Raw genomic sequence first — 18,961 nt, 5'->3', positions numbered from 1 at the left:
GGTTTTTTCGTATAAACACAGCAAAACGAGCCGCGTGACTTAAGCAATCTAAACAAAGGGGAGAAGTGGTGGCGTGGGGGAGACTTGAACTCCCGACCTATCGATTATGAGTCGATCGCTCTAACCAACTGAGCTACCGCGCCACGGATGACGCGGGGTTTAGTTTAGGCCTCCGATAGGGTCAAGAGGGAAACACCGGTAAAAAGACATCTCGTGATCTTTTTTCTCACTCGTCGTAAATTCTCGTCGACTGTGCGAATTTCCGTATGTGATGTATGCATTAACGCTTATTGGCCAAATCCGCCCTCTCGCGTAAAACACGTCGACGAAGAGGGGACATTATGACGGCCATTGTCGATATTCAGGATCTGAAAAAGACCTACGAAGGCGGCTTCGAAGCGCTGAAGGGCGTGACGCTCGCCATTAAAGAGGGCGAAATTCTTGCCCTGCTGGGGCCGAATGGTGCTGGCAAAACGACTTTGATTTCAACGATCTGTGGCATTACCACAAGCACAGCGGGCTCAATCCATGTGGGCGGTTTCTGTGTTGATAAAGATTTTCGCGGCGCGCGCAGTTTGATCGGTTTGGTTCCACAAGAGATCAACCTCGAACCTTTCGAAACCGTCTGGAACACAGTCCAGTTCTCGCGCGGCCTATTCGGCAAGCGCCGTGATGATGCATATTTGGAAAAGATTCTGCGCCAACTGTCCCTTTGGGATAAGCGCAAAAGTCGTATTATGGAGCTTTCTGGCGGCATGAAGCGACGTGTTCTGATCGCCAAAGCGCTTAGCCATGAACCGCGCGTGTTGTTCTTGGATGAACCAACAGCGGGTGTCGACGTCGAGCTGCGCAAAGACATGTGGGATACCGTGGCTCAGCTAAAAGCCGATGGCGTCACCATCATTCTGACCACGCATTATATCGAAGAAGCCGAAGCAATCGCGGATCGTGTTGGCGTGATCAATAAAGGTCAGCTTTTGCTGATCGAAGAAAAAGCCGACTTGATGAAACGCTTGGGGCAAAAGCAATTGCGCGTCGAGCTGCAAGATCCCATTGCAGCTTTGCCGGATGGTTTGGGTGATTATGACCTGACGCTTAGCGAAGATGGTGCATCTGTTGTTTACACCTATGACACCAAAGCTGATCGCACAGGCATCACAAAATTACTTGCAGATCTTGCAGGCGCTGGCCTGTCGTTGCGTGATCTTCAAACAGAACAGAGCAGCCTAGAAGATATCTTTGTTGGGCTGGTGAAGGAGGGGCAGTCATGAACTGGACAGCCATCAAAGCAATCTACGTTTTCGAAATGGCGCGTTTCTTTCGAACATTGACGCAAAGCTTCATTTCACCGGTCATCTCCACCTCGCTGTATTTCGTGGTATTCGGCGCTGCGATTGGCAGTCGGATCGACCAAGTCGATGGCATCAGCTACGGGGCATTTATTGTGCCCGGTTTGATTATGCTGTCGATCATGACCCAAGGCATTTCCAATGCGTCCTTTGGGATTTATTTTCCAAAGTTCATCGGCACGATTTATGAGCTTTTATCCGCACCGGTGAATTTCTTGGAGATCGTTATTGGCTATGTCGGGGCTGCGGCCACGAAATCCCTGTTTATTGGTGTCGTCATCTTGGCGACCTCTTGGTTCTTTGTTGATCTGACCATCCTGCACCCCTTTGCGATGCTGGCCTTTATGATCCTGACCTGCACAAGCTTTGCATTGTTTGGGTTCATTATTGGTATTTGGGCCAAGAACTTTGAACAGCTCCAACTGGTGCCGCTGTTGATTGTAACACCATTGGTGTTCTTGGGTGGCTCTTTCTATTCGATCTCTATGCTGCCTCCGTTCTGGCAGACAGTGACGCTGTTCAATCCGGTGGTCTATCTGATCTCGGGCTTCCGCTGGGCCTTCTTTGGTCTAGCTGATGTGCCTGTTGGCCTTAGCCTGCTTGCGATCGCTGGCTTTAGTGCCCTCTGCATGTTGGCTGTTTGGTGGATATTCAAAACGGGCTGGCGTATTCGCAGCTAACCTTCATTGCCGGGCAGATAGTTCACGCTGCTTGCCCGGCAGAACCTCTTCCTCTTCATCTTTCCAAAAATACTCCGGGGTTTGGGGCAGAGCCCCAATTGAGGTCCTAAATGGACCGAATTGCATCAACCCGCGGCTTTGTGAGGCCTTGCGTCTTGTTTGACGGCGGTCAGCGCTCTACATGCGAGACATGAAACGCTGGATTCCTTTTACCAAAAAGTCGCCAACGGTCGCTGTTCTTAGACTGTCGGGCGTGATTGCCGCCGGAAACCGTGGTGGTCTGAGCGATCAAGCGCTAGCGCCTTTGATCGAAAAAGCCTTTCAGCGGGGAAAACCCGCTGCCGTGGCTCTGATTATCAACTCTCCCGGCGGATCGCCTGTACAAAGTGCATTGATCGGCGCGCGTATCCGCCGTTTGGCGGATGAAAAGAACATCCCAGTCTTCGCATTCGTCGAAGATGTCGCGGCCTCTGGCGGCTACTGGCTGGCTGCGGCTGCGGACGAAATTTTTGTTGATGCGTCTTCGGTCGTTGGGTCCATTGGTGTTATCTCTGCGGGCTTTGGGGCGCATGAGCTGTTGTCAAAACACGGCATTGAACGCCGCGTTCACACAGCGGGCAAGTCAAAATCAATGCTCGATCCGTTTCGTCCAGAACAGGACGAGGATGTGGCCCGTCTGCACAAGATGCTAGAGCAAATCCACGCGAACTTTATTGATCATGTAAAGGCGCGTCGGGGTGAAAAGCTGGTCGATAATCCTGATATGTTCACTGGTGAGATTTGGATTGGCCAACAAGCGATTGAGCAGGGGCTTGTAGATGGTTTAGGCCATCTCGTTCCAGTTCTGAAAGACAAGTTTGGCAAGGATGTGCGTTTGCGACGTTACGGCATACGCCGTCCGATGTGGCAAAGGTTTGGTGCGCAGGTTGCGCAGGATGCCCTTTCCGGGATAGAGGAACGCGCAGAATTTGCGCGGTTCGGGCTGTAAGTTGATCTCGAAAATAGTCATTTTGTTTTTGGTCGGCATGGCAGTGCTGGCAATGCTGGGAAAGTTTACTGTTCCAGGTAAGAAGCAATTTGATGCACGAAAATGCCCGTCTTGTGGGCGCTTTAAGATAGGCAAGGGGCCATGCTCCTGTCGTAGCAAAAAGGGCTAGGGACAATATGCTCGTATGGCTAACAGCCGGCTTGGGGTTGATTATTCTACTTCTGGCAGGTGACGCATTGGTGCGCGGCGCCGTCAATTTAAGTCTACGGGTTGGTATCCCTGCTTTGATTGTCAGTTTGACGATTGTCGCGTTTGGGACATCTGCACCAGAGTTGCTTATCGCGATCAGTGCGATTGATGATCATGTGCCTGGACTTGCATTGGGCAATGTGGTCGGGTCGAACACCGCAAATATTCTGTTGGTGTTGGGCGTTCCAGCGATTGTGTCGCGGTTGCATACGAGTACGTGCGATACGCGCAAAAACTACATCTTTATGTTGGTCGCGACCGTTCTATTTATCGCGCTTGCCTTCTGCGGTGTCTTTAACTGGATGAGCGGTTTGATCCTGCTTGCCGCTTTGGCCTTTGTGCTGGGCGATGCCTTTCGTGTGGCGCGTAATCATCGCCGGGAAAACATGAAGAAGGCTGAGGCCGAGGTTGATGAACTTGAAGACCTAGAGGGTGCGGACCCGGATATGCCGTGGTGGCGTATTGGTTTGTTTTTGGTGCTTGGCCTGATCGGCCTTCCCCTAGGCGCGGACCTTTTGGTTGATAGCGCCGTCGACATTGCGCGTCAGTTCCATGTGAGTGAAACGGTGATTGGTTTGACGTTGATCGCAGTGGGAACAAGCTTGCCTGAGTTGGCGACGACCGTGATGGCCGCCCTACGGCGTCAAGCAGACGTGGCATTGGGGAACGTGATCGGTTCTAACATGTTCAACCTGTTGGCTATCATCGGCATTGCGACAATGGTTGGTCCTATTCCGGTTGATCCGTCGTTCTTGCGGTTTGATCTGTGGGTCATGCTGGGCGCGAGCCTGCTGATCCTGCCCTTTGTGTGCTTTAAGAAAGACATCACACGGCGTTGGGGCGTTATGCTAACGGCCCTGTACGGCATCTATATCGTCTCTGTTTTGGTATAAATTCGCCTTATTCTTGCCTTATTGTGAAAAGCCCGTGCCTTAGTTGGTGCGGGCTTTTGCAATTGAAGAATCGATACTGATGACAAAACCCGGCAGCAATGAGACTAGTGGATTTGTCGCCTTAGCCGAGAGTTGTGCACCGGGGTGGCAATCGTTACGAAAGCGTTACAAAATCTTTAATGATTTCAGTGTTTTGGTGGTTGCGATAAAAAGTTTTGTTTAATTACAGTAGCTTAAAAGTATGCCTAAAAATTAAGCACTTGCAGGTTGGCGGTTAAAAATAAGGGATTTCGCCCGCTCACGTAAAGTTATCATCAGAGTTATCCACAGAAACCGTGGACATGTTTTTCCTTGCCATAGGGGTATGAAGATTGCAGCTGGCCCAAAAGAATCATATTTCCAGACAGTATGACTGACCTTGATCCCACAGAACCGGCACCGCAGACCGGATATGCCGTTATTCAGGCCTATCTAAAGACCTTAGACGGCTCTCCGGGTGTGTATCGCATGCTCGATACACAGGCGCGCGTGCTGTATGTCGGGAAGGCGCGGAACCTGAAAGCGCGGGTGTCGAACTATTCGCGGCCGGGTAATCATACTGGGCGGATCGCACGGATGATCAGCGAAACTGCGTCGATGATGTTTCTGACAACAAAGACAGAAACCGAAGCGTTGCTGCTTGAGCAAAACCTGATCAAACAACTGAAGCCCAAATATAACGTACTGCTGCGTGACGACAAAAGCTTTCCGAATATTCTGGTGAGCAAGGCGCATGAGTTTGCTCAGATCAAAAAACATCGCGGCGCTAAGAAAGAGAAGGGCGACTATTACGGTCCCTTCGCAAGTGCGGGTGCTGTGAACCACACGTTGAACCAGCTTCAGCGGGTTTTTCAGTTACGCGATTGTTCCGATGCCACTTTCGAAAGTCGAACGCGGCCCTGTCTGCAACACCAGATCAAACGCTGCACGGCGCCATGTGTTGGGAAGATCAGCAAGAAAGATTACGCGCAGTCTGTCGCAGATGCTGAGCGCTATCTTCAGGGCCGATCAACGGACTTGCAGGAGCGCCTAGCGACAGAGATGCAATATGCTTCGGCCAATATGGAATTTGAGCGCGCTGCTGTGCTGCGGGACCGGATCAAAGCACTGACGCAGGTGCAATCGACGCAGGGGATCAACCCGCGTGGCGTGACAGAAGCTGACGTGATTGCATTGCACTTGGAGAAGGGGCAGGCCTGTGTGCAGGTGTTCTTTATCCGTGCCAATCAGAACTGGGGTAACCGGGATTATTATCCACGCGTTGGCGTTGATATCGAAGCGGCAGAGGTGTTGGAGGCCTTTATCGGTCAGTTCTACGATACCAAGGAGCCGCCGCGGCAGTTGATCTTGTCACATCCGTTGGAAAACCCTGACGTGATGGCAGAGGCTTTGGGCGATAAAGCCGGACGCAAGGTGGAGATATTGGTGCCTCGCCGTGGTGAAAAGGCCGAACTGGTTGAGGGCGCAGCGCGGAATGCGCGGGAATCCTTGGCGCGCAAGATGAGCGAAACCGCGACGCAAGCGAAACTGCTTCGTGGTGTGGCCGAGGCCTTTGGGTTGGAGAAGCCACCGGCGCGGATCGAAGTTTACGATAACTCGCATATCCAAGGGACGAATGCGGTTGGCGGCATGATTGTGGCTGGGCCCGAAGGGTTCATGAAAAACGCCTATCGAAAATTCAATATCAAGGGCGATGACCTTGTGCCGGGTGATGACTTTGGCATGATGAAGGAAGTTTTGGCTCGGCGATTTAAGCGGCTGTTGAAAGAAGATCCTAAGCGCGAAATGGGGCAGTGGCCTGATCTGTTGTTGATTGATGGCGGCGCGGGGCAGGTGTCTGCGGTGGCAGAGATCATGCGTGAATGGGGTGTTGAAGATATTCCTATGGTTGGCGTTGCAAAGGGCGTTGATCGTGATCACGGTAAGGAAGAATTCCATCGTGTCGGCGTGCGGCCCTTCGCCTTGCAGCGCAATGATCCGGTTCTGTATTTCGTTCAACGGATGCGTGACGAAGCCCATAGGTTCGCGATTGGCACGCATAGGGCGAAGCGGGCAAAGGCTGTGGGGGCTACACCTTTGGATGATGTGCCGGGAGTAGGCGCTACGCGTAAGCGGGCATTGTTGGCGCATTTTGGTAGCGCGAAGGCTGTCAGCCGCGCGAATCTAACTGACCTGAAAGCAGTTGATGGTGTGTCAGATGCCTTGGCTGAAACCATCTATGACTATTTCCATGAGGGGAGCCGCGACGGCTGACCTATCCGAAGGGATAGGGAGCTATCCGCAATCGACGCAACCTATCCTCTGAGCGGGAGGCCGTCTAATGAACGCTCGGTTAAGTTGAATGTAACGAAGCGCCGAGTGTTTTGTTATCTGTCACCGAGGCCTGCTCACGCATCCAAGTGCAGCGTCTCACCCCAGGGGCCAGAGGCGAGATATTCAACCGAGATTCGGGGATGACTGACTTCGTGAATGGTTCGGGCAATTCCCAATGCCCGAACCATTTTTTACAATCGCAGTCGCAATGATTTATGGAAGTTAAAAACAGTACATAATTATTAGTGTTCTGCCGGATCAAAGCCGATTGCATGCTTCCCCTAAACATTGAGACAGGCTAGGAATGGCCTATGACATGGACACTCCCTAATATTCTGACCGTTTTGCGCCTTTTGGCGGCACCGATGATTGCCGTTATGTTCCTTTATTTCTCGCGGCCCTATGCGGATGGCTTTGCAATGGCATTGTTCATCATCGCGTCTGTGACTGATTTCCTGGATGGGTATCTGGCACGCTCTTGGGGCCAAGAGACGAGACTAGGAGCAATGCTTGATCCGATTGCGGATAAAGCGATGGTTGTGATCGCGTTGATGGTGATTGTTGGGTATTCTTCGATGTCACCGTGGTTGGTGCTGCCAACGACCGTGATTCTGTTCCGCGAAGTGTTTGTTTCTGGTTTGCGGGAGTTTTTAGGCGATACAGCGGGTACTCTGAAAGTAACCAAGCTGGCGAAATGGAAAACCGCGACACAGATGGTGGCTATTGCCGTTTTGTTCAGTCAGGGAATCTTTGAGCATTACCTTGGCATGTGGTCGTGGGGCATGGATCAAGAGATGGTGCGTCAGGTGTTGGCCGGTGAAATTGCCGACGAGCTAGGTCTGCGCGCTATGTTCACGGGGATGATCTGGTCAGGAAATACGGGGCTGGTCCTTTTATGGATTGCAGCAGTGCTTACATTTGTGACGGGATTTGACTATTTCCGTAAAGCTGCCCCGCATTTGAAGGATTAAGCGCATGAAAGTTGTATATTTCGCTTGGGTTCGCGAGCGCATTGGTTTGCCGAAAGAAGACATTGCAACAGATGCAAAAACGGTTGCAGAACTGGTGGAAGAGCTGCGTGCCCGTGAAGAGCGTTACGCATTGGCGTTTTCTGATCTGGGCGCGTTGCGGGTTGCTGTGGACCAAGAACTGACGGATTTTGATGCCTCGTTAGATGGCGTGCAAGAGGTTGCGTTCTTTCCACCGATGACGGGCGGCTGATATGCGGATCTCTGTTCAGGCTGAGTCATTCGATTTAGGTGAGGAAGTCGCCGCATTTTCAAAAGAGTATCAGGATGTTGGTGCGGTCGTGACCTTTACGGGGATCGTGCGGAATAATGATTCTGGTACGCTGAAAGAGATGCTGATTGAGCATTATCCGGGAATGACTGAAAAGGCGCTGACGGAGATTGCTGAGCGGGCAAGAGACCGTTGGAACCTTAGCGACGCGTTGGTTATTCACCGTCATGGTGCTCTGGTGCCAGGTGAGATGATCATGATGGTCGCAACGTCGGCCCGACATCGTGTTGCAGCTTTTGAGGCTGCTGAATACCTGATGGATTATCTGAAGTCTCGTGCACCATTCTGGAAGCAAGAAATTACAAACGATGGTGCCGAGTGGGTCGCAGCGAAAGACGCTGACGAAGATGCATTAAAACGCTGGTAAGCGCTTAGGTTGGCTGCTGCGTGCTTTGTAGGTAGGTGCGAAGCTCTTCTGCCTCGTGGCGTGCATCACGTAAGCCTTCCATCGCTGCAGAAAGTTCTGCCTCTGTCTGGTTCAACTGATTGGTAAGCTCAGCTTCACGCTGCTGCAGATAAGTGATGGCTTGGTCGCGTGTTTCTTCGGCTTCGTGAAGCTCTTGGCTCATACGCTCAAGCTGATCGACGTCAGACTGGGCCACGCGGGTAAAGCGGTGAACCAGCCAATTTGCGAACCAACCCATGCAGAACGCGATGAACAGAACAATCGCTGTCGCGATGATGAATTCAATTCTGGACATCTTCGGTCGTCTCCTGATCCGTGGCTTCTTGGCCTGCCGCGTCTTCTTTCACGGTCTCATCCTTGTTTTCAAGGCTTTCTTGGCTGGAATTCTCGGAATCTTCGACTTTTTCTTCGGAAGGCTGCATTAGGACGAATTCAATGCGGCGATTGGCTTCACGGCCTGCCTCTGTACCGTTGTCCGCGATTGGTGTCGCTTCACCGTATCCATTGGCAACGAATGCGCCTGTCAGAATGCGGCGATCACGTAATGCGGCTAGAACAGACTGCGCTCGGCTTTGGCTGAGAGAGAGGTTCATTGACTCGCGGCCTTGGCTGTCTGTGTGGCCTTGGATTTCCAATGGAAGTTCGCCGCAGGTTTCAAGAATTGCAGCAATTGCGTCGATGACCGGCTTGGCAGAAGGGTCCAGCGTACCTGAGCCGGGTTCAAACGAGATTTTCGCTTCGGTTTGTGCGGTTTGTAGCTGGGCGACGCATTCTTCTGGTGTTGGAATATTGGCCAGTGGATCGAGAGCCTCGACGTAGGTAACATTCAAAGAGAACTGTTGTGAGTTACCTAGGCGCTCTGCAAGGAGCTGGCTGATTTTAGCGCTCGCGTCTTTTTGACCGGTTTTACCTGCGACTTCGACTAGATCAGGGGTCACTGTCACAACGCCGTTGTGCAGCTTTGAAAGAGCGTCGAGGCTGGACATCGCCCTGTTGAGCCAGCCTTGGGGCAGGGCTTCGGCTACGCGGGTCGCGTCGTAGATGTTTTGGCTGCCAAAGCGTGCCTCTGCGTAGCCGCTAATGGTTGTACGGGAAAGTTCGCTGCCAAGGCGGCCTCGCATTTGCATCAGGCCCTCTGGGCTGAGCGTTGCGATGAATTCCGGGATGGAGCTTTCACCATCCGACGTCACAGTTGGCAGGACTGCGTGTAATGCAAAGATTTCAGGCAGTGCTTTTTCGGTTTCGGCGACAACTTTGTCGAAAAGCGCGGTATCTGTTCCTTCGGCTGCAACAAGTGAGATGTCAGCATCTGTGATTGTGACCGAGCCGCCTCCCAGTTTCCCAAGGCCTTCGAGCGCAACAACAGATGCTTTGCTCCAAGTTGGAGATGGGACGCCAAGGCCGATAGTGCAGTCTTGGCCATCTGCGAGCCCTAAGTCAGTCGCCGCTTTGAGAATACGTGATTTCGCAATATCGGTATCAGCAGAGCAGGCATCAAAGCGCAAAGCATCGTCTTGGTAGATAGCGCGCAGTGTAAAGGGTGTGATCACCGGGCGTGGTGCAGAAATATCCAACGTGAGAGCGACCGACCGTGGTGTACTTTTCTGAAGGTGTTCTTCGAGTTTAACTTTTTCTTCCGCGCTGTCGGTCATTGCTGTGATCGCCACTTTGCCCGCTGCGATAGAGATTTTGGATCGAGGTAGGTCGTCTAGTGAAGCCACACCAAAGTTCAATGCATCACGCCAGCCAATCGGCATGTCGTACATTGCTGTTTCCATGAAGTCTGCAAGGGCTTCGCCTGGGCCCGTCATTTTTTGAAGGCGCGAAACGATGCGTTCTTTGTCTGACGCTTCAGGAATTAAACCAATTAATGAAATCCCACTTTCGTTGCGTAGGATTTCAACAGAGAATTTTGGCGCCGCTAATGCGGCGGTCGCAGCAACCTCCATGTTGTCGATGACGCGCGCGGAGTCGACGATCCCACCGGCTGTCGACATGGCCATGAAACGCTCAGCTTCGGTTGGTGCAACGCCAGTAAGGTAGACGCTTAATCCGTCGGCGTGAGTTTCAGCCCAATCAAGGCCTGCTTTATCCAGCGCCCCTTGGACGCCGAATTCTGAATTCTCTTCGATAACCGTTGCCGTCAAGCTGGCTGCAGCCAAACTGAGGATGGCGGCCAAGGCAAAAGTTGCGAGGACGGTAAGCGTTAGTGGTAGGCGCATAGGGATCGACTTCTCTGATCAGCGTAGCTTGTCTGATACGAAACTGTTGGCTTGGGATCAATCAAATGAAAAGCGCACCGGCGAAAAACAGCAAGGGAATCAAGCCCGCATCCCGATTTGAGCGGAATAAACGCAATAAAACTTGCTGATCTTCGGTTTCTAGATTGCGTAATTGCCAATGCAAGTGCCATCCCATCAGCCAAGGCCCCGTAAGTGCTACAATCATAGAGGGAATGCTGCGGTCTTTAGTCACGCTATAGACAGCAAGGGCCATTAAGATAACGGTCGCAACCAAGAATCCCTGAAGCCATTGTGCCGTATTGTCCGCAAAGAGCCGGGCGGTGGATTTAACGCCAATCAATGCGTCATCTTCTTTGTCCTGATGGGCATAGATTGTATCGTAAAAAAGCGTCCAGGTGATGCCTGATAGGTATAGCAGAACCGCAGGCCATTGCAGTTGGTTGCTATGGGCGGTCCATGCCAATAGCGCCCCCCAGTTAAAGGCTATGCCTAAGAACAGTTGTGGCCACCACGTAAAGCGTTTGGCGAAAGGGTAAATTAGGACCGGGATCACAGCAATAAACCCAAGGTAAATCGCATTTGGATAAAAGCTGAGCAGGATAACGAGGCCGAGTAGGGCCTGTGTGCCCATCCAGAGATATGCGCCTTTGACAGAGACTTGTCCTGATGGAATGGGGCGTGTCTTTGTGCGTTCGACTTGTGCGTCAAATTCGCGGTCGGTAATGTCGTTCCATGTGCAGCCAGCACCACGCATTAAGAATGCGCCAAGGCCACAACCGATCAGAGTCCAAGCGTCATGCCACGAAACGATATTGTCGTTCAGCATTGATAGTAAAAGGCCCATCACACAAGGCAGAAACAGCAGCCACGTCCCAATTGGGCGGTCAGCGCGGGACAGGCGCAGGTAGGGGCGTGTCGGTGCTGGGGCCCAATGATCGACCCAATTGCCTTGAACAGCGTCGGAAACTTGGCCTTCTGGCTCTGGCGTTGCGGGTGTCTCGGCCATATGTAGGACCTCATGAAAGATGCAAAAGTCAGACTGTATGTAGAGCACCCACTGGGGGCAGGGCAATCGGTTCCTCTGGAACGGGATCAAGCACATTACCTATTTGGGGTGATGAGGCTGTCTGTGGGCGCCCATATCCTATTATTTAACGGAACAGACGGCGAATGGCGTGCCGAAGTGGTTCAGGCTGGAAAACGGGCAGGCGAACTGGTGTGCGTTGAGCAGACGAAGCCTTTGCAAATGCCGCCAGACCTTTGGCTGATCTTTGCCCCCATCAAAAAGGCGCGGACCGATTTTATTGTTGAAAAGGCCGCAGAAATGGGGGCTGCACGGATCATGCCGGTACAAACCGAGTTTACCAATTCAGAGCGTATTCGGCAGGACCGATTACAAGCGCATGCTGTAGAAGCGGCCGAACAATGTGGCGGGACATATGTGCCCGAAGTGACGAACCTGCAGAAATTGGACAAACTGTTGGCTGAATGGCCAGAAGAGCGGCAATTGATGTTTTGTGATGAAGCAGAGGTCGGGTCAGCAAAACGCCTTGGCGCTGCTGAGGGCGGTAAATGGGCGATCCTGATTGGGCCGGAGGGCGGGTTTTCACCCGCTGAACGAAAGCGTTTACACGCACATCCTCAGACGCACGTCGTCGCGCTGGGCCCACGTATTCTGCGGGCTGACACGGCAGCTGTCGCTGCGATGACAATCTGGCAGCAGAGTTTAGGGGACTGGGTATGATCCGCGAGGCGCGTGTGGGTGATGATTTATAGAAAACCGTTGCTACCGATTGAAAACTGCTCTTGCGTATTTATGTCAGGCTTCAAGAGGTGACTTCGACTTGGTGCAGGTCAGCTACGTGATTGCTCTCGGCTAATTCCGGGGTTGGATAGAACGGGATTCGATTTCCAAATGATGCTGCTAAAATATCGACAGGTCACTGGAGGCCCAGCATGAGCTTTATTCGACCAGAGGCGCAGGCTGCGATTTTGCGTTGGCGTGAAACGGCTCTTGGGGGTGTTGTTCTGTTGCTTGGCCTTTATTGGGCGGCAGGGGCCGGCATTCTGAAATGGGTTGGGATTTGTGTGACGTTGGCTGGCGGTTTGCTAATCTATACAGGTCTGCAACGGGCGCGTTTTCTTTCTGGGAAGGGTGGCCCCGGTATTGTGACCGTCGACGAAGGCGAAATAAGTTATTATGGGCCGATTTCTGGTGGGGTGACCTCTATCAGTGACCTTTCACTGCTCATGCTAGACCCCTCACAGACCCCGCCGGTATGGGTTTTGCAGCAAAATGGTAGCCCTGACATCGCAATTCCTGTGAACGCCGAAGGGGCTGATGCACTGTTTGATGCGTTTTCGGCGCTGCCGGGGATACGCACCGAACATATGTTAAGTTCGCTTAATTCCTCGCCCGATCACCCCGTCGTGATCTGGGCCAAATCTGTCGAGCGGCTGCATTGACACTGCGTTCGTTTCCCTTCACCAAAGCATCCCAAGCCTTAGCTATGACAATCGGAGCTTAGCCATGTCCATTCCTCAGTCCGGCGGCGGGCCCATTGAACGCCACGAACAACTTGCTGAATATCTTGCTGATGGCTGTAAGCCAAAAGACGAATGGCGGATCGGCACCGAGCACGAAAAGTTTGGGTATTGCAAAGACTCGCTGAAGCCGTTGCCTTATGAAGGCGAACGTTCCATTTTGGCGGTGCTTGAAGGTTTGCGTGATGGCCATGGCTGGTCGCCGGTTCTAGAAAGCGACAAACTGATTGGTCTTGAGAAAGACGGCGCCAACGTTAGCCTTGAACCGGGCGGGCAGCTGGAACTGTCTGGCGCGCCATTGCTATCCATTCACGAGACCTGCGATGAAGTGAATTCCCACCTGAAAGATGTGAAGGACATTGCCGATCGGATCGGTGTGAAATTCATTGGTCTGGGTGCGGCGCCAACTTGGTCACATGACGAAATGCCTGTGATGCCCAAGGGGCGTTACAAATTGATGACGGACTATATGGATCGCGTTGGTACCATGGGTAAATCGATGATGTACCGCACTTGTACTGTTCAGGTGAATCTAGATTTCGGTTCCGAGGCAGACATGGTTCAAAAGCTGCGCGTCGCACTGGCCTTGCAGCCGGTGGCGACTGCGTTGTTTGCGAATTCACCCTTCTTTGATGGCAAGCCGAACGGCCACAAATCTTGGCGGTCGCGCGTTTGGCGTGATTTGGACAGTGCGCGTACTGGCATGCTGCCCTTTGTTTTCGAAGATGGCATGGGGTTTGAGCGCTGGGTTGACTACGCTTTGGATGTACCGATGTATTTCGTATATCGCGACGGCAAATATGTTGATGCGCTGGGCCAATCCTTCCGTGATTTCCTAAAGGGCAAACTGCCAGCTTTGCCCGGTGAAACGCCAACTCTCTCTGATTGGGCGGACCATTTGACTACGGCCTTCCCTGAGGCGCGGATCAAGAAGTTCATGGAGATGCGTGGGGCCGATGGCGGTCCTTGGCGTCGACTTTGTGCTTTGCCAGCCTTTTGGGTTGGGTTGATGTATGATCAATCTTCGCTGGATGCAGCATGGGACTTGGCCAAAGGCTGGGATGCTGAAACCCGAGAGGCATTGCGTGTCGCTGCCAGTGTCGATGGTTTGCAGGCGCAGGTTGGTGGTATCAACATGCACGAGATTGCCGGTGAAGTTCTGAAGATTTCTGAAGCCGGCCTAAAAGCACGCGCGAAACCCGGTGCAGGGGGCATGATCCCGGATGAGACACATTTCCTGAACGCGTTGATGGAAAGTGTTGAAAGCGGCAAGGTGCCTGCGGATGAGCTGTTGGATCACTATCACGGTGATTGGAACGGTGATTTGAATCGGATTTTTGGCGAATACAGCTATTAAGAATTTGGGCCGGATACAGTTTGTACCGGCCCTCTTTTTAGCTTTGTAGTTTGAGAACGCGGGTCTGATAATAGCTTGTGATTTCTTTTTGGCGCTTTGTCGGCTCAGGCCGTTTAGGTGCCAAACGACTGGTCTGTAGGATCGCGTGGTCTTTTAGAACACCTTTTTCAGTATAGTATGTGGCCCAAGATGGGATTTCTTTTGGCGCAGTTTGCGTTGGAGCCTCGCCAAATTTATTGTCGATTTTCTGAGATGGCAGGGCAAATAATACCATCAAACAAAGTGGCCCGGTTGCGGGAACGAGGCCAAGCAACAACCATAGGCTAGACCGATTTGAATCGTGTAACCTGCGCGTTGCCAGCGCGACGGTTGGTGACAGGGTTATCAAAAAGTAAATAAGGGTCAGATTGCCGACCGAAATTGTGGCAACTGTTGGGGTGATTTGTCCTAGGGCGTATAATCCGCCAAAGATTGCTGTTTGAATGAGCGTCCAATTCCAAAACTCAGAACGTCCCGCTCGCCCGCTTGTTTCCGCGTAATTGCGTAAGACCGAAAGTGCGACAGGTCGTGCACGTGTCATCAAGTAATTCTCCATCAAAATAGTGATGCAGATTTGCTGTCAGATTCGGGCAAAGACATGGCTAAGGTTGCGTGAAACTGGGGCAAAAAAGTTAATGCGACTGTAGCCCTTATTTGACTGCTTCTTTGTGGATGCTTTTCTTGTCTTTAGTGGAAATCTCGGCTTGGAAACAACCTCTTAGCTTGCTCTCGGGGGGGACGTGCCCGAGATGGCGTTGGATTGCCACGAGGCGCATCATCTGCGGTGGGCTGGGTGATCCCTGCGGCTGTGTCTAAAGGATGGCCTAGCTCGGCTAATTTATGCGACATGTCCGTGACGTCTTGGGCGATTAAATGCGCAATCACGCCTTCACGCTGCAGGTGTCCCCTGATCTTTAGTAACCGTCCGCCCATAACAATGCGGCGAAACCGTTCGTAGATATTAGGTCAGACAATAACATTGCTGACGCCGGTCTCATCCTCCAATGTCAAAAAGATAATTCCCCCCGCAGTCCCGGGGCGCTGGCGCGTAATGACGAGGCCGCAAACGGTGTGCTGCCCCAAACGTCATTGCGTTTTTACCGCCGTCTTCCATGCAACGTTGCACTAAAGAATCAAGAATTTGCGGGTTAGCCCATTCTCTATGAAGTCGTGGACTTCATGCTGTAACAATCGAAAATCCCTAAAATTTTTTGCGCGATCAACTTACGCACACTCTCATCGTGAGAAATCGGATTCAATGCGGTTCCGGGCGAAATTCATTGGTTCGAAAATTAGCGGCCGACGAACAGGGGCTCAATGGATTTCATTCAACCAAAGAGGTTCGCCAAGTTACTTAAATTTAACGCTTCCTATCTGACTAAAAGCTATTGGCGTTAGTTGTGAAATCCCGATCGGCACATCTGACATTGGAGCGGTGCAAGGCTCGAAGAATGACTTCGCTTTCTGGAAACCACCAAATTGCAGCTAGAGGCAATATCTGTGACCAAAAAGGCAGAACTATGTGATCATTTACAAAAGAGGAAATTGGTGGAGCCTAGGGGGATCGAACCCCTGACCTCTTCACTGCCAGCGAAGCGCTCTCCCAGCTGAGCTAAGGCCCCAAAAGGTACAAGCACTTAAGCTTGTGGTCGTTTAATTAGGCGGATCATTAGGCGGGATCAAGTTAAAAATCCCGCCCAAATAATTTATTCTTCGTCGCTTTCCGCAGGCATGTCAGCGATTTCTTCCAGCGGGACGTTTTCATCGTCGTCTTCGTCTAGAACATCGTCTTCCAGCTCCAGATCAACGTCTTCGTCATCGACGAGCGCTTCTGAATCGTCAGCGGTCGCAGCTTTGGCTTTTAGTGTCGCAGCGTCCGCATTGTCCGCGGCGATCATCCGGCCTTTGGAGGCTTCCATTTCGACGACTTCGCCCGTGTAAGGGCTAACAATAGGATCTTTGTTCAGATCGTAGAAACGTTTGCCCGTTGTCGGGCATAGGCGCTTAACGCCCCATTCTTCTTTGGGCATGGGAATTCCCCTAAATCACATGAGTCTTATCGACAGTCTGGGCCAACTGCCATAAGTGATGAGGCAAGTCAAAGGGTATCACGCATAAGGTGACAAGAGAGCGGACATGACACAACATATTCTCTCTGGTGAGCCTCCAATAACCGTGGTTTTGCGCCGGAGCGCTCGGGCGCGTCGGATCAGCCTGCGTGTGTCTCGATTGGATGGGCGCGTGACGCTTACAATTCCAGCAAAAACCTCTGAGCGCGAAGCGCTGGCATTTGCAGAGAGTAAACTGGATTGGGTGCGTGGGCATTTGGCGGACCGACCGGAGCAGATCGACGTTCAGCTTGGCACAGAGCTGCCATTTCAAGGTGATTTAATCGAGGTGGTTGCGGGGCAGGGGCGCAATGTACGCCTACAAGAGGGGCAGGTGGCTGTTCCCGGGCCTGATGAGCGCGTTGGGGCTCGCTTGCAGGGGTTTCTAAAGGAAGAGGCTCGGCGCCGCTTGATAGCGGCAGTGGATGGCTATGCAGCGGCTCTTGGACGGCCATATAGCAAGATAACTCTGCGGGATACGCGGTCGCGTTGGGGATCGTGTAATTCGGCTGGCGCGCTTATGTTTTCGTGGCGTCTTATTTTGGGGCCTTCTGAGGTCTTGAGCTATGTTGCAGCTCACGAAGTCGCCCATCTGGCGCAAATGAATCACTCGCAAGCTTTTTGGGACGTGGTCGAACGGATTTATGGGCCACACAAAGACGAACGCAGATGGCTAAAAGACCATGGCGAAAAACTTCATCGGTACCGATTTGACGGCTAAGCCTTTTCCCGATTGACCTTGGCCTCATATGTGATCACATTTGGCCTATGCTTACTCAATCACGTATCTCTGATCAGGCGACCTCGGCCCATGACCGTGTTTATCGCGGTTTGCGTGCTAGGATTATGCATGGCGAAATCCCTCCGGGTCTCGCTTTAACTTTACGCGGCATTGGTGCTGAGTATGAGGTGTCTATGACGCCTGCAAGGGAGTCAGTTCGGCGATTGGTTGCAGAAGGCGCTTTGACAATGTCGTCGTCTGGCCGGGTTTCTACGCCGGAATTAAGCAATGATCGAATCGAAGAGCTGGCGTCGTTAAGAGCATTGATTGAGGTCGAGCTATCGAGCCGAGCCTTGCCACGGGCGCATATGGCTCTGATTGATCGTTTGCAGCTCATAAACAACACCGTGGCTGATGCAGTCACCCGCCGGGATGCTGTTGGGTACATCCGTGCAAACCTTGAGTTTCACCGCACTCTATATCTTCGTGCTCAAGCACCAGCAATGCTCGCAATGGCAGAGACCGTTTGGCTGCAGCTTGGACCTACGATGCGCGCTTTATATGGCAAAATGCGAAAGAATGAGCCGCCGCAATTCCACCGCTTAATTCTGGCAGCTTTAAAAGCTGGAGACGAGCCCGGATTGCGACTGGCTGTGCGTTCGGATGTGACGCAAGGCCTGCGTCACTTAACGACATAAAAGTGATTTGGCTTAAGCAGCCAAACCCTTGCTGCCCATGCTCATGAACTTTTGACGACGCGCATTGATTACCTGTTGGCGATCCATACCTTCGACGTCTTTCAGCATCTCAGAGATAGCACTTCCAACAGCTTTAATGGCATCTTCAGCACCACGATGAGCGCCACCTTTCGGCTCACGAATGCTGCGATCTACGACGCCAAGCTGCAGCAGGTCTGCAGCCGTCAGGCGCAGGGCTTCAGCCGCTTCGCGCATTTTGTCGGAGTTCTTCCATAGGATGGAGGCACAGCCTTCTGGCGTGATCACTGAGTAAACGGAATGCTCTAGCATCGCGAGCTTATTTGCAGTCGCCAATGCAACTGCGCCACCTGAGCCGCCCTCGCCAATGATCACAGAAATCACAGGAACGCCGACTTGCAGGCATTTCTCAGTGCTGCGGGCAATCGCTTCGGATTGGCCGCGCTCTTCAGCGCCCTTTCCGGGGTAGGCACCTGGGGTGTCGACCAGTGTGATAATTGGCAGGTTGAACTTATCCGCCATTTCCATCAAGCGAATTGCTTTGCGGTAGCCTTCAGGACGAGCCATGCCGAAATTACGCTCAATGCGTGATTTGGTGTTATTGCCTTTTTCTTGGCCGATGACGACAACCGGTTGGTCATTAAAACGAGCCAAGCCACCCATCACAGCATGATCGTCAGCAAAGTTACGGTCACCTGCGAGTGGCGTAAATTCTGTAAACAAGGCTTCAATATAATCCTGACAATGCGGACGATCTGGGTGCCGCGCGACTTGGCATTTGCGCCAAGGTGTCAAGTTTTCATACAGCTCCTCGAGCAATTCGCCCGCCTTACGGTCAAGGGCTGCGGCCTCGTCGGCGACATCCATTTCCTCATTTTGCCGGGCCATAGACCGTAATTCTTCGGCTTTGCCTTCAATCTCGGCCAATGGTTTTTCAAAATCGAGGTAGTTGGTCATGTATCACTCCGGGCATAACTGCATTTCGGTATATGGCCTTGGAAAAAGAGAAATGCAACT

At 52.3% G+C, this 18,961-nt stretch carries 19 protein-coding genes, 2 tRNA genes and 1 pseudogene; 13 read left to right on the top strand and 9 right to left on the bottom strand.

Annotated features, from left to right (window positions below; genetic code table 11):
* Positions 1–66: 66 nt before the first annotated feature.
* A tRNA-Met gene (locus tag Q4544_RS11805) sits at positions 67–143 on the bottom strand.
* Between the two features lie 198 nt (positions 144–341).
* Between Q4544_RS11805 and Q4544_RS11800 the strand changes: the two genes are divergently transcribed.
* The 8 genes from Q4544_RS11800 to moaE all read left to right on the top strand — a co-directional run bounded on the left by Q4544_RS11800 (position 342) and on the right by moaE (position 8,177).
* Positions 342–1,271, top strand: coding sequence for an ABC transporter ATP-binding protein (locus tag Q4544_RS11800; protein WP_303506523.1), 930 nt, complete (start codon positions 342–344; stop codon positions 1,269–1,271).
* The gene (locus Q4544_RS11795) at positions 1,268–2,029 is read left to right on the top strand and encodes an ABC transporter permease (protein ID WP_303506521.1); all 762 of its coding nucleotides are present in this window, start codon (positions 1,268–1,270) and stop codon (positions 2,027–2,029) included. The genes Q4544_RS11800 and Q4544_RS11795 overlap by 4 nt, the downstream gene beginning before the upstream one ends.
* 190 nt (positions 2,030–2,219) lie before the next feature.
* Positions 2,220–3,017, top strand: coding sequence for a S49 family peptidase (locus Q4544_RS11790; protein ID WP_303506519.1), 798 nt, complete (start codon positions 2,220–2,222; stop codon positions 3,015–3,017).
* 176 nt (positions 3,018–3,193) lie between these two features.
* Positions 3,194–4,159: a calcium/sodium antiporter gene (locus Q4544_RS11785; RefSeq protein WP_303506516.1), complete on the top strand. Its 966-nt coding sequence runs from the start codon at positions 3,194–3,196 to the stop codon at positions 4,157–4,159.
* 408 nt (positions 4,160–4,567) lie between these two features.
* Positions 4,568–6,451: an excinuclease ABC subunit UvrC gene (gene uvrC, locus Q4544_RS11780; protein WP_303506513.1), complete on the top strand. Its 1,884-nt coding sequence runs from the start codon at positions 4,568–4,570 to the stop codon at positions 6,449–6,451.
* A gap of 371 nt (positions 6,452–6,822) precedes the next feature.
* Complete coding sequence (gene pgsA / locus Q4544_RS11775; RefSeq protein WP_303506511.1) at positions 6,823–7,482, top strand: CDP-diacylglycerol--glycerol-3-phosphate 3-phosphatidyltransferase; 660 nt, start codon at positions 6,823–6,825, stop codon at positions 7,480–7,482.
* 4 nt (positions 7,483–7,486) lie between these two features.
* Entirely contained in the window at positions 7,487–7,732 is a 246-nt protein-coding gene (gene moaD / locus Q4544_RS11770; RefSeq protein ID WP_303506510.1) for a molybdopterin converting factor subunit 1, read from the top strand.
* Between the two features lies 1 nt (position 7,733).
* Entirely contained in the window at positions 7,734–8,177 is a 444-nt protein-coding gene (moaE, locus tag Q4544_RS11765) for a molybdopterin synthase catalytic subunit MoaE (protein WP_303506509.1), read from the top strand.
* A 4-nt stretch (positions 8,178–8,181) separates the two neighbouring features.
* Here the strand turns inward: moaE and Q4544_RS11760 are convergent, their stop codons facing one another.
* The 3 genes from Q4544_RS11760 to ubiA all read right to left on the bottom strand — a co-directional run bounded on the left by Q4544_RS11760 (position 8,182) and on the right by ubiA (position 11,465).
* A complete protein-coding gene (locus Q4544_RS11760) occupies positions 8,182–8,511 on the bottom strand; it encodes a hypothetical protein (protein ID WP_303506508.1) in 330 nt (109 codons plus the stop codon).
* Positions 8,498–10,438, bottom strand: coding sequence for an OmpA family protein (locus Q4544_RS11755; RefSeq protein ID WP_303506507.1), 1,941 nt, complete (start codon positions 10,436–10,438; stop codon positions 8,498–8,500). Before Q4544_RS11755 ends, Q4544_RS11760 begins: the two co-directional genes overlap by 14 nt.
* A gap of 61 nt (positions 10,439–10,499) precedes the next feature.
* On the bottom strand, positions 10,500–11,465 hold the full coding sequence (ubiA, locus tag Q4544_RS11750; RefSeq protein WP_303506505.1) for a 4-hydroxybenzoate octaprenyltransferase: 966 nt from the start codon (positions 11,463–11,465) through the stop codon (positions 10,500–10,502).
* A gap of 12 nt (positions 11,466–11,477) precedes the next feature.
* On the opposite strand from ubiA, the gene Q4544_RS11745 reads away from it, so the two are divergent.
* The 3 genes from Q4544_RS11745 (at position 11,478) to Q4544_RS11735 (ending at position 14,360) form a co-directional block, all read left to right on the top strand.
* Entirely contained in the window at positions 11,478–12,203 is a 726-nt protein-coding gene (locus tag Q4544_RS11745; RefSeq protein WP_303506503.1) for a 16S rRNA (uracil(1498)-N(3))-methyltransferase, read from the top strand.
* Positions 12,204–12,415: 212 nt separating this feature from the next.
* Entirely contained in the window at positions 12,416–12,925 is a 510-nt protein-coding gene (locus Q4544_RS11740; RefSeq protein WP_303506501.1) for a hypothetical protein, read from the top strand.
* Between the two features lie 64 nt (positions 12,926–12,989).
* Positions 12,990–14,360 carry a glutamate--cysteine ligase gene (locus tag Q4544_RS11735; RefSeq protein ID WP_303506499.1) on the top strand — a complete coding sequence of 457 codons (1,371 nt, stop codon included), beginning with the start codon at positions 12,990–12,992 and terminating at the stop codon, positions 14,358–14,360.
* A 37-nt stretch (positions 14,361–14,397) separates the two neighbouring features.
* On the opposite strand, the gene Q4544_RS11730 is transcribed toward Q4544_RS11735, so the two are convergent.
* The 4 genes and pseudogenes from Q4544_RS11730 to Q4544_RS11715 form a co-directional block, all read right to left on the bottom strand.
* The gene (locus Q4544_RS11730; protein WP_303506497.1) at positions 14,398–14,940 is read right to left on the bottom strand and encodes a DUF805 domain-containing protein; all 543 of its coding nucleotides are present in this window, start codon (positions 14,938–14,940) and stop codon (positions 14,398–14,400) included.
* Between the two features lie 146 nt (positions 14,941–15,086).
* Positions 15,087–15,482: pseudogene (locus Q4544_RS11725) on the bottom strand (OB-fold nucleic acid binding domain-containing protein); the annotation flags it as partial.
* Between the two features lie 463 nt (positions 15,483–15,945).
* Positions 15,946–16,021: transfer RNA gene (locus tag Q4544_RS11720), tRNA-Ala, on the bottom strand.
* Positions 16,022–16,105: 84 nt separating this feature from the next.
* Positions 16,106–16,429: a TIGR02300 family protein gene (locus Q4544_RS11715; RefSeq protein WP_303506496.1), complete on the bottom strand. Its 324-nt coding sequence runs from the start codon at positions 16,427–16,429 to the stop codon at positions 16,106–16,108.
* 106 nt (positions 16,430–16,535) lie between these two features.
* Between Q4544_RS11715 and Q4544_RS11710 the strand changes: the two genes are divergently transcribed.
* Both Q4544_RS11710 and Q4544_RS11705 read left to right on the top strand, forming a co-directional pair.
* Positions 16,536–17,228, top strand: coding sequence for a M48 family metallopeptidase (locus Q4544_RS11710; protein WP_303506493.1), 693 nt, complete (start codon positions 16,536–16,538; stop codon positions 17,226–17,228).
* A 47-nt stretch (positions 17,229–17,275) separates the two neighbouring features.
* The gene (locus Q4544_RS11705; RefSeq protein WP_303506491.1) at positions 17,276–17,926 is read left to right on the top strand and encodes a GntR family transcriptional regulator; all 651 of its coding nucleotides are present in this window, start codon (positions 17,276–17,278) and stop codon (positions 17,924–17,926) included.
* 12 nt (positions 17,927–17,938) lie between these two features.
* Here the strand turns inward: Q4544_RS11705 and Q4544_RS11700 are convergent, their stop codons facing one another.
* Entirely contained in the window at positions 17,939–18,901 is a 963-nt protein-coding gene (locus tag Q4544_RS11700; protein WP_303506489.1) for an acetyl-CoA carboxylase carboxyltransferase subunit alpha, read from the bottom strand.
* Between the last annotated feature and the right edge of the window lie 60 nt (positions 18,902–18,961).

It is taken from the genome of Cognatishimia sp. 1_MG-2023 (genome assembly GCF_030548175.1).
Taxonomy (GTDB): Bacteria; Pseudomonadota; Alphaproteobacteria; order Rhodobacterales; family Rhodobacteraceae; genus Cognatishimia.
Note: the sequence above shows the minus strand (reverse complement) of the source record. Positions and strands in the feature narration are given on the sequence as shown.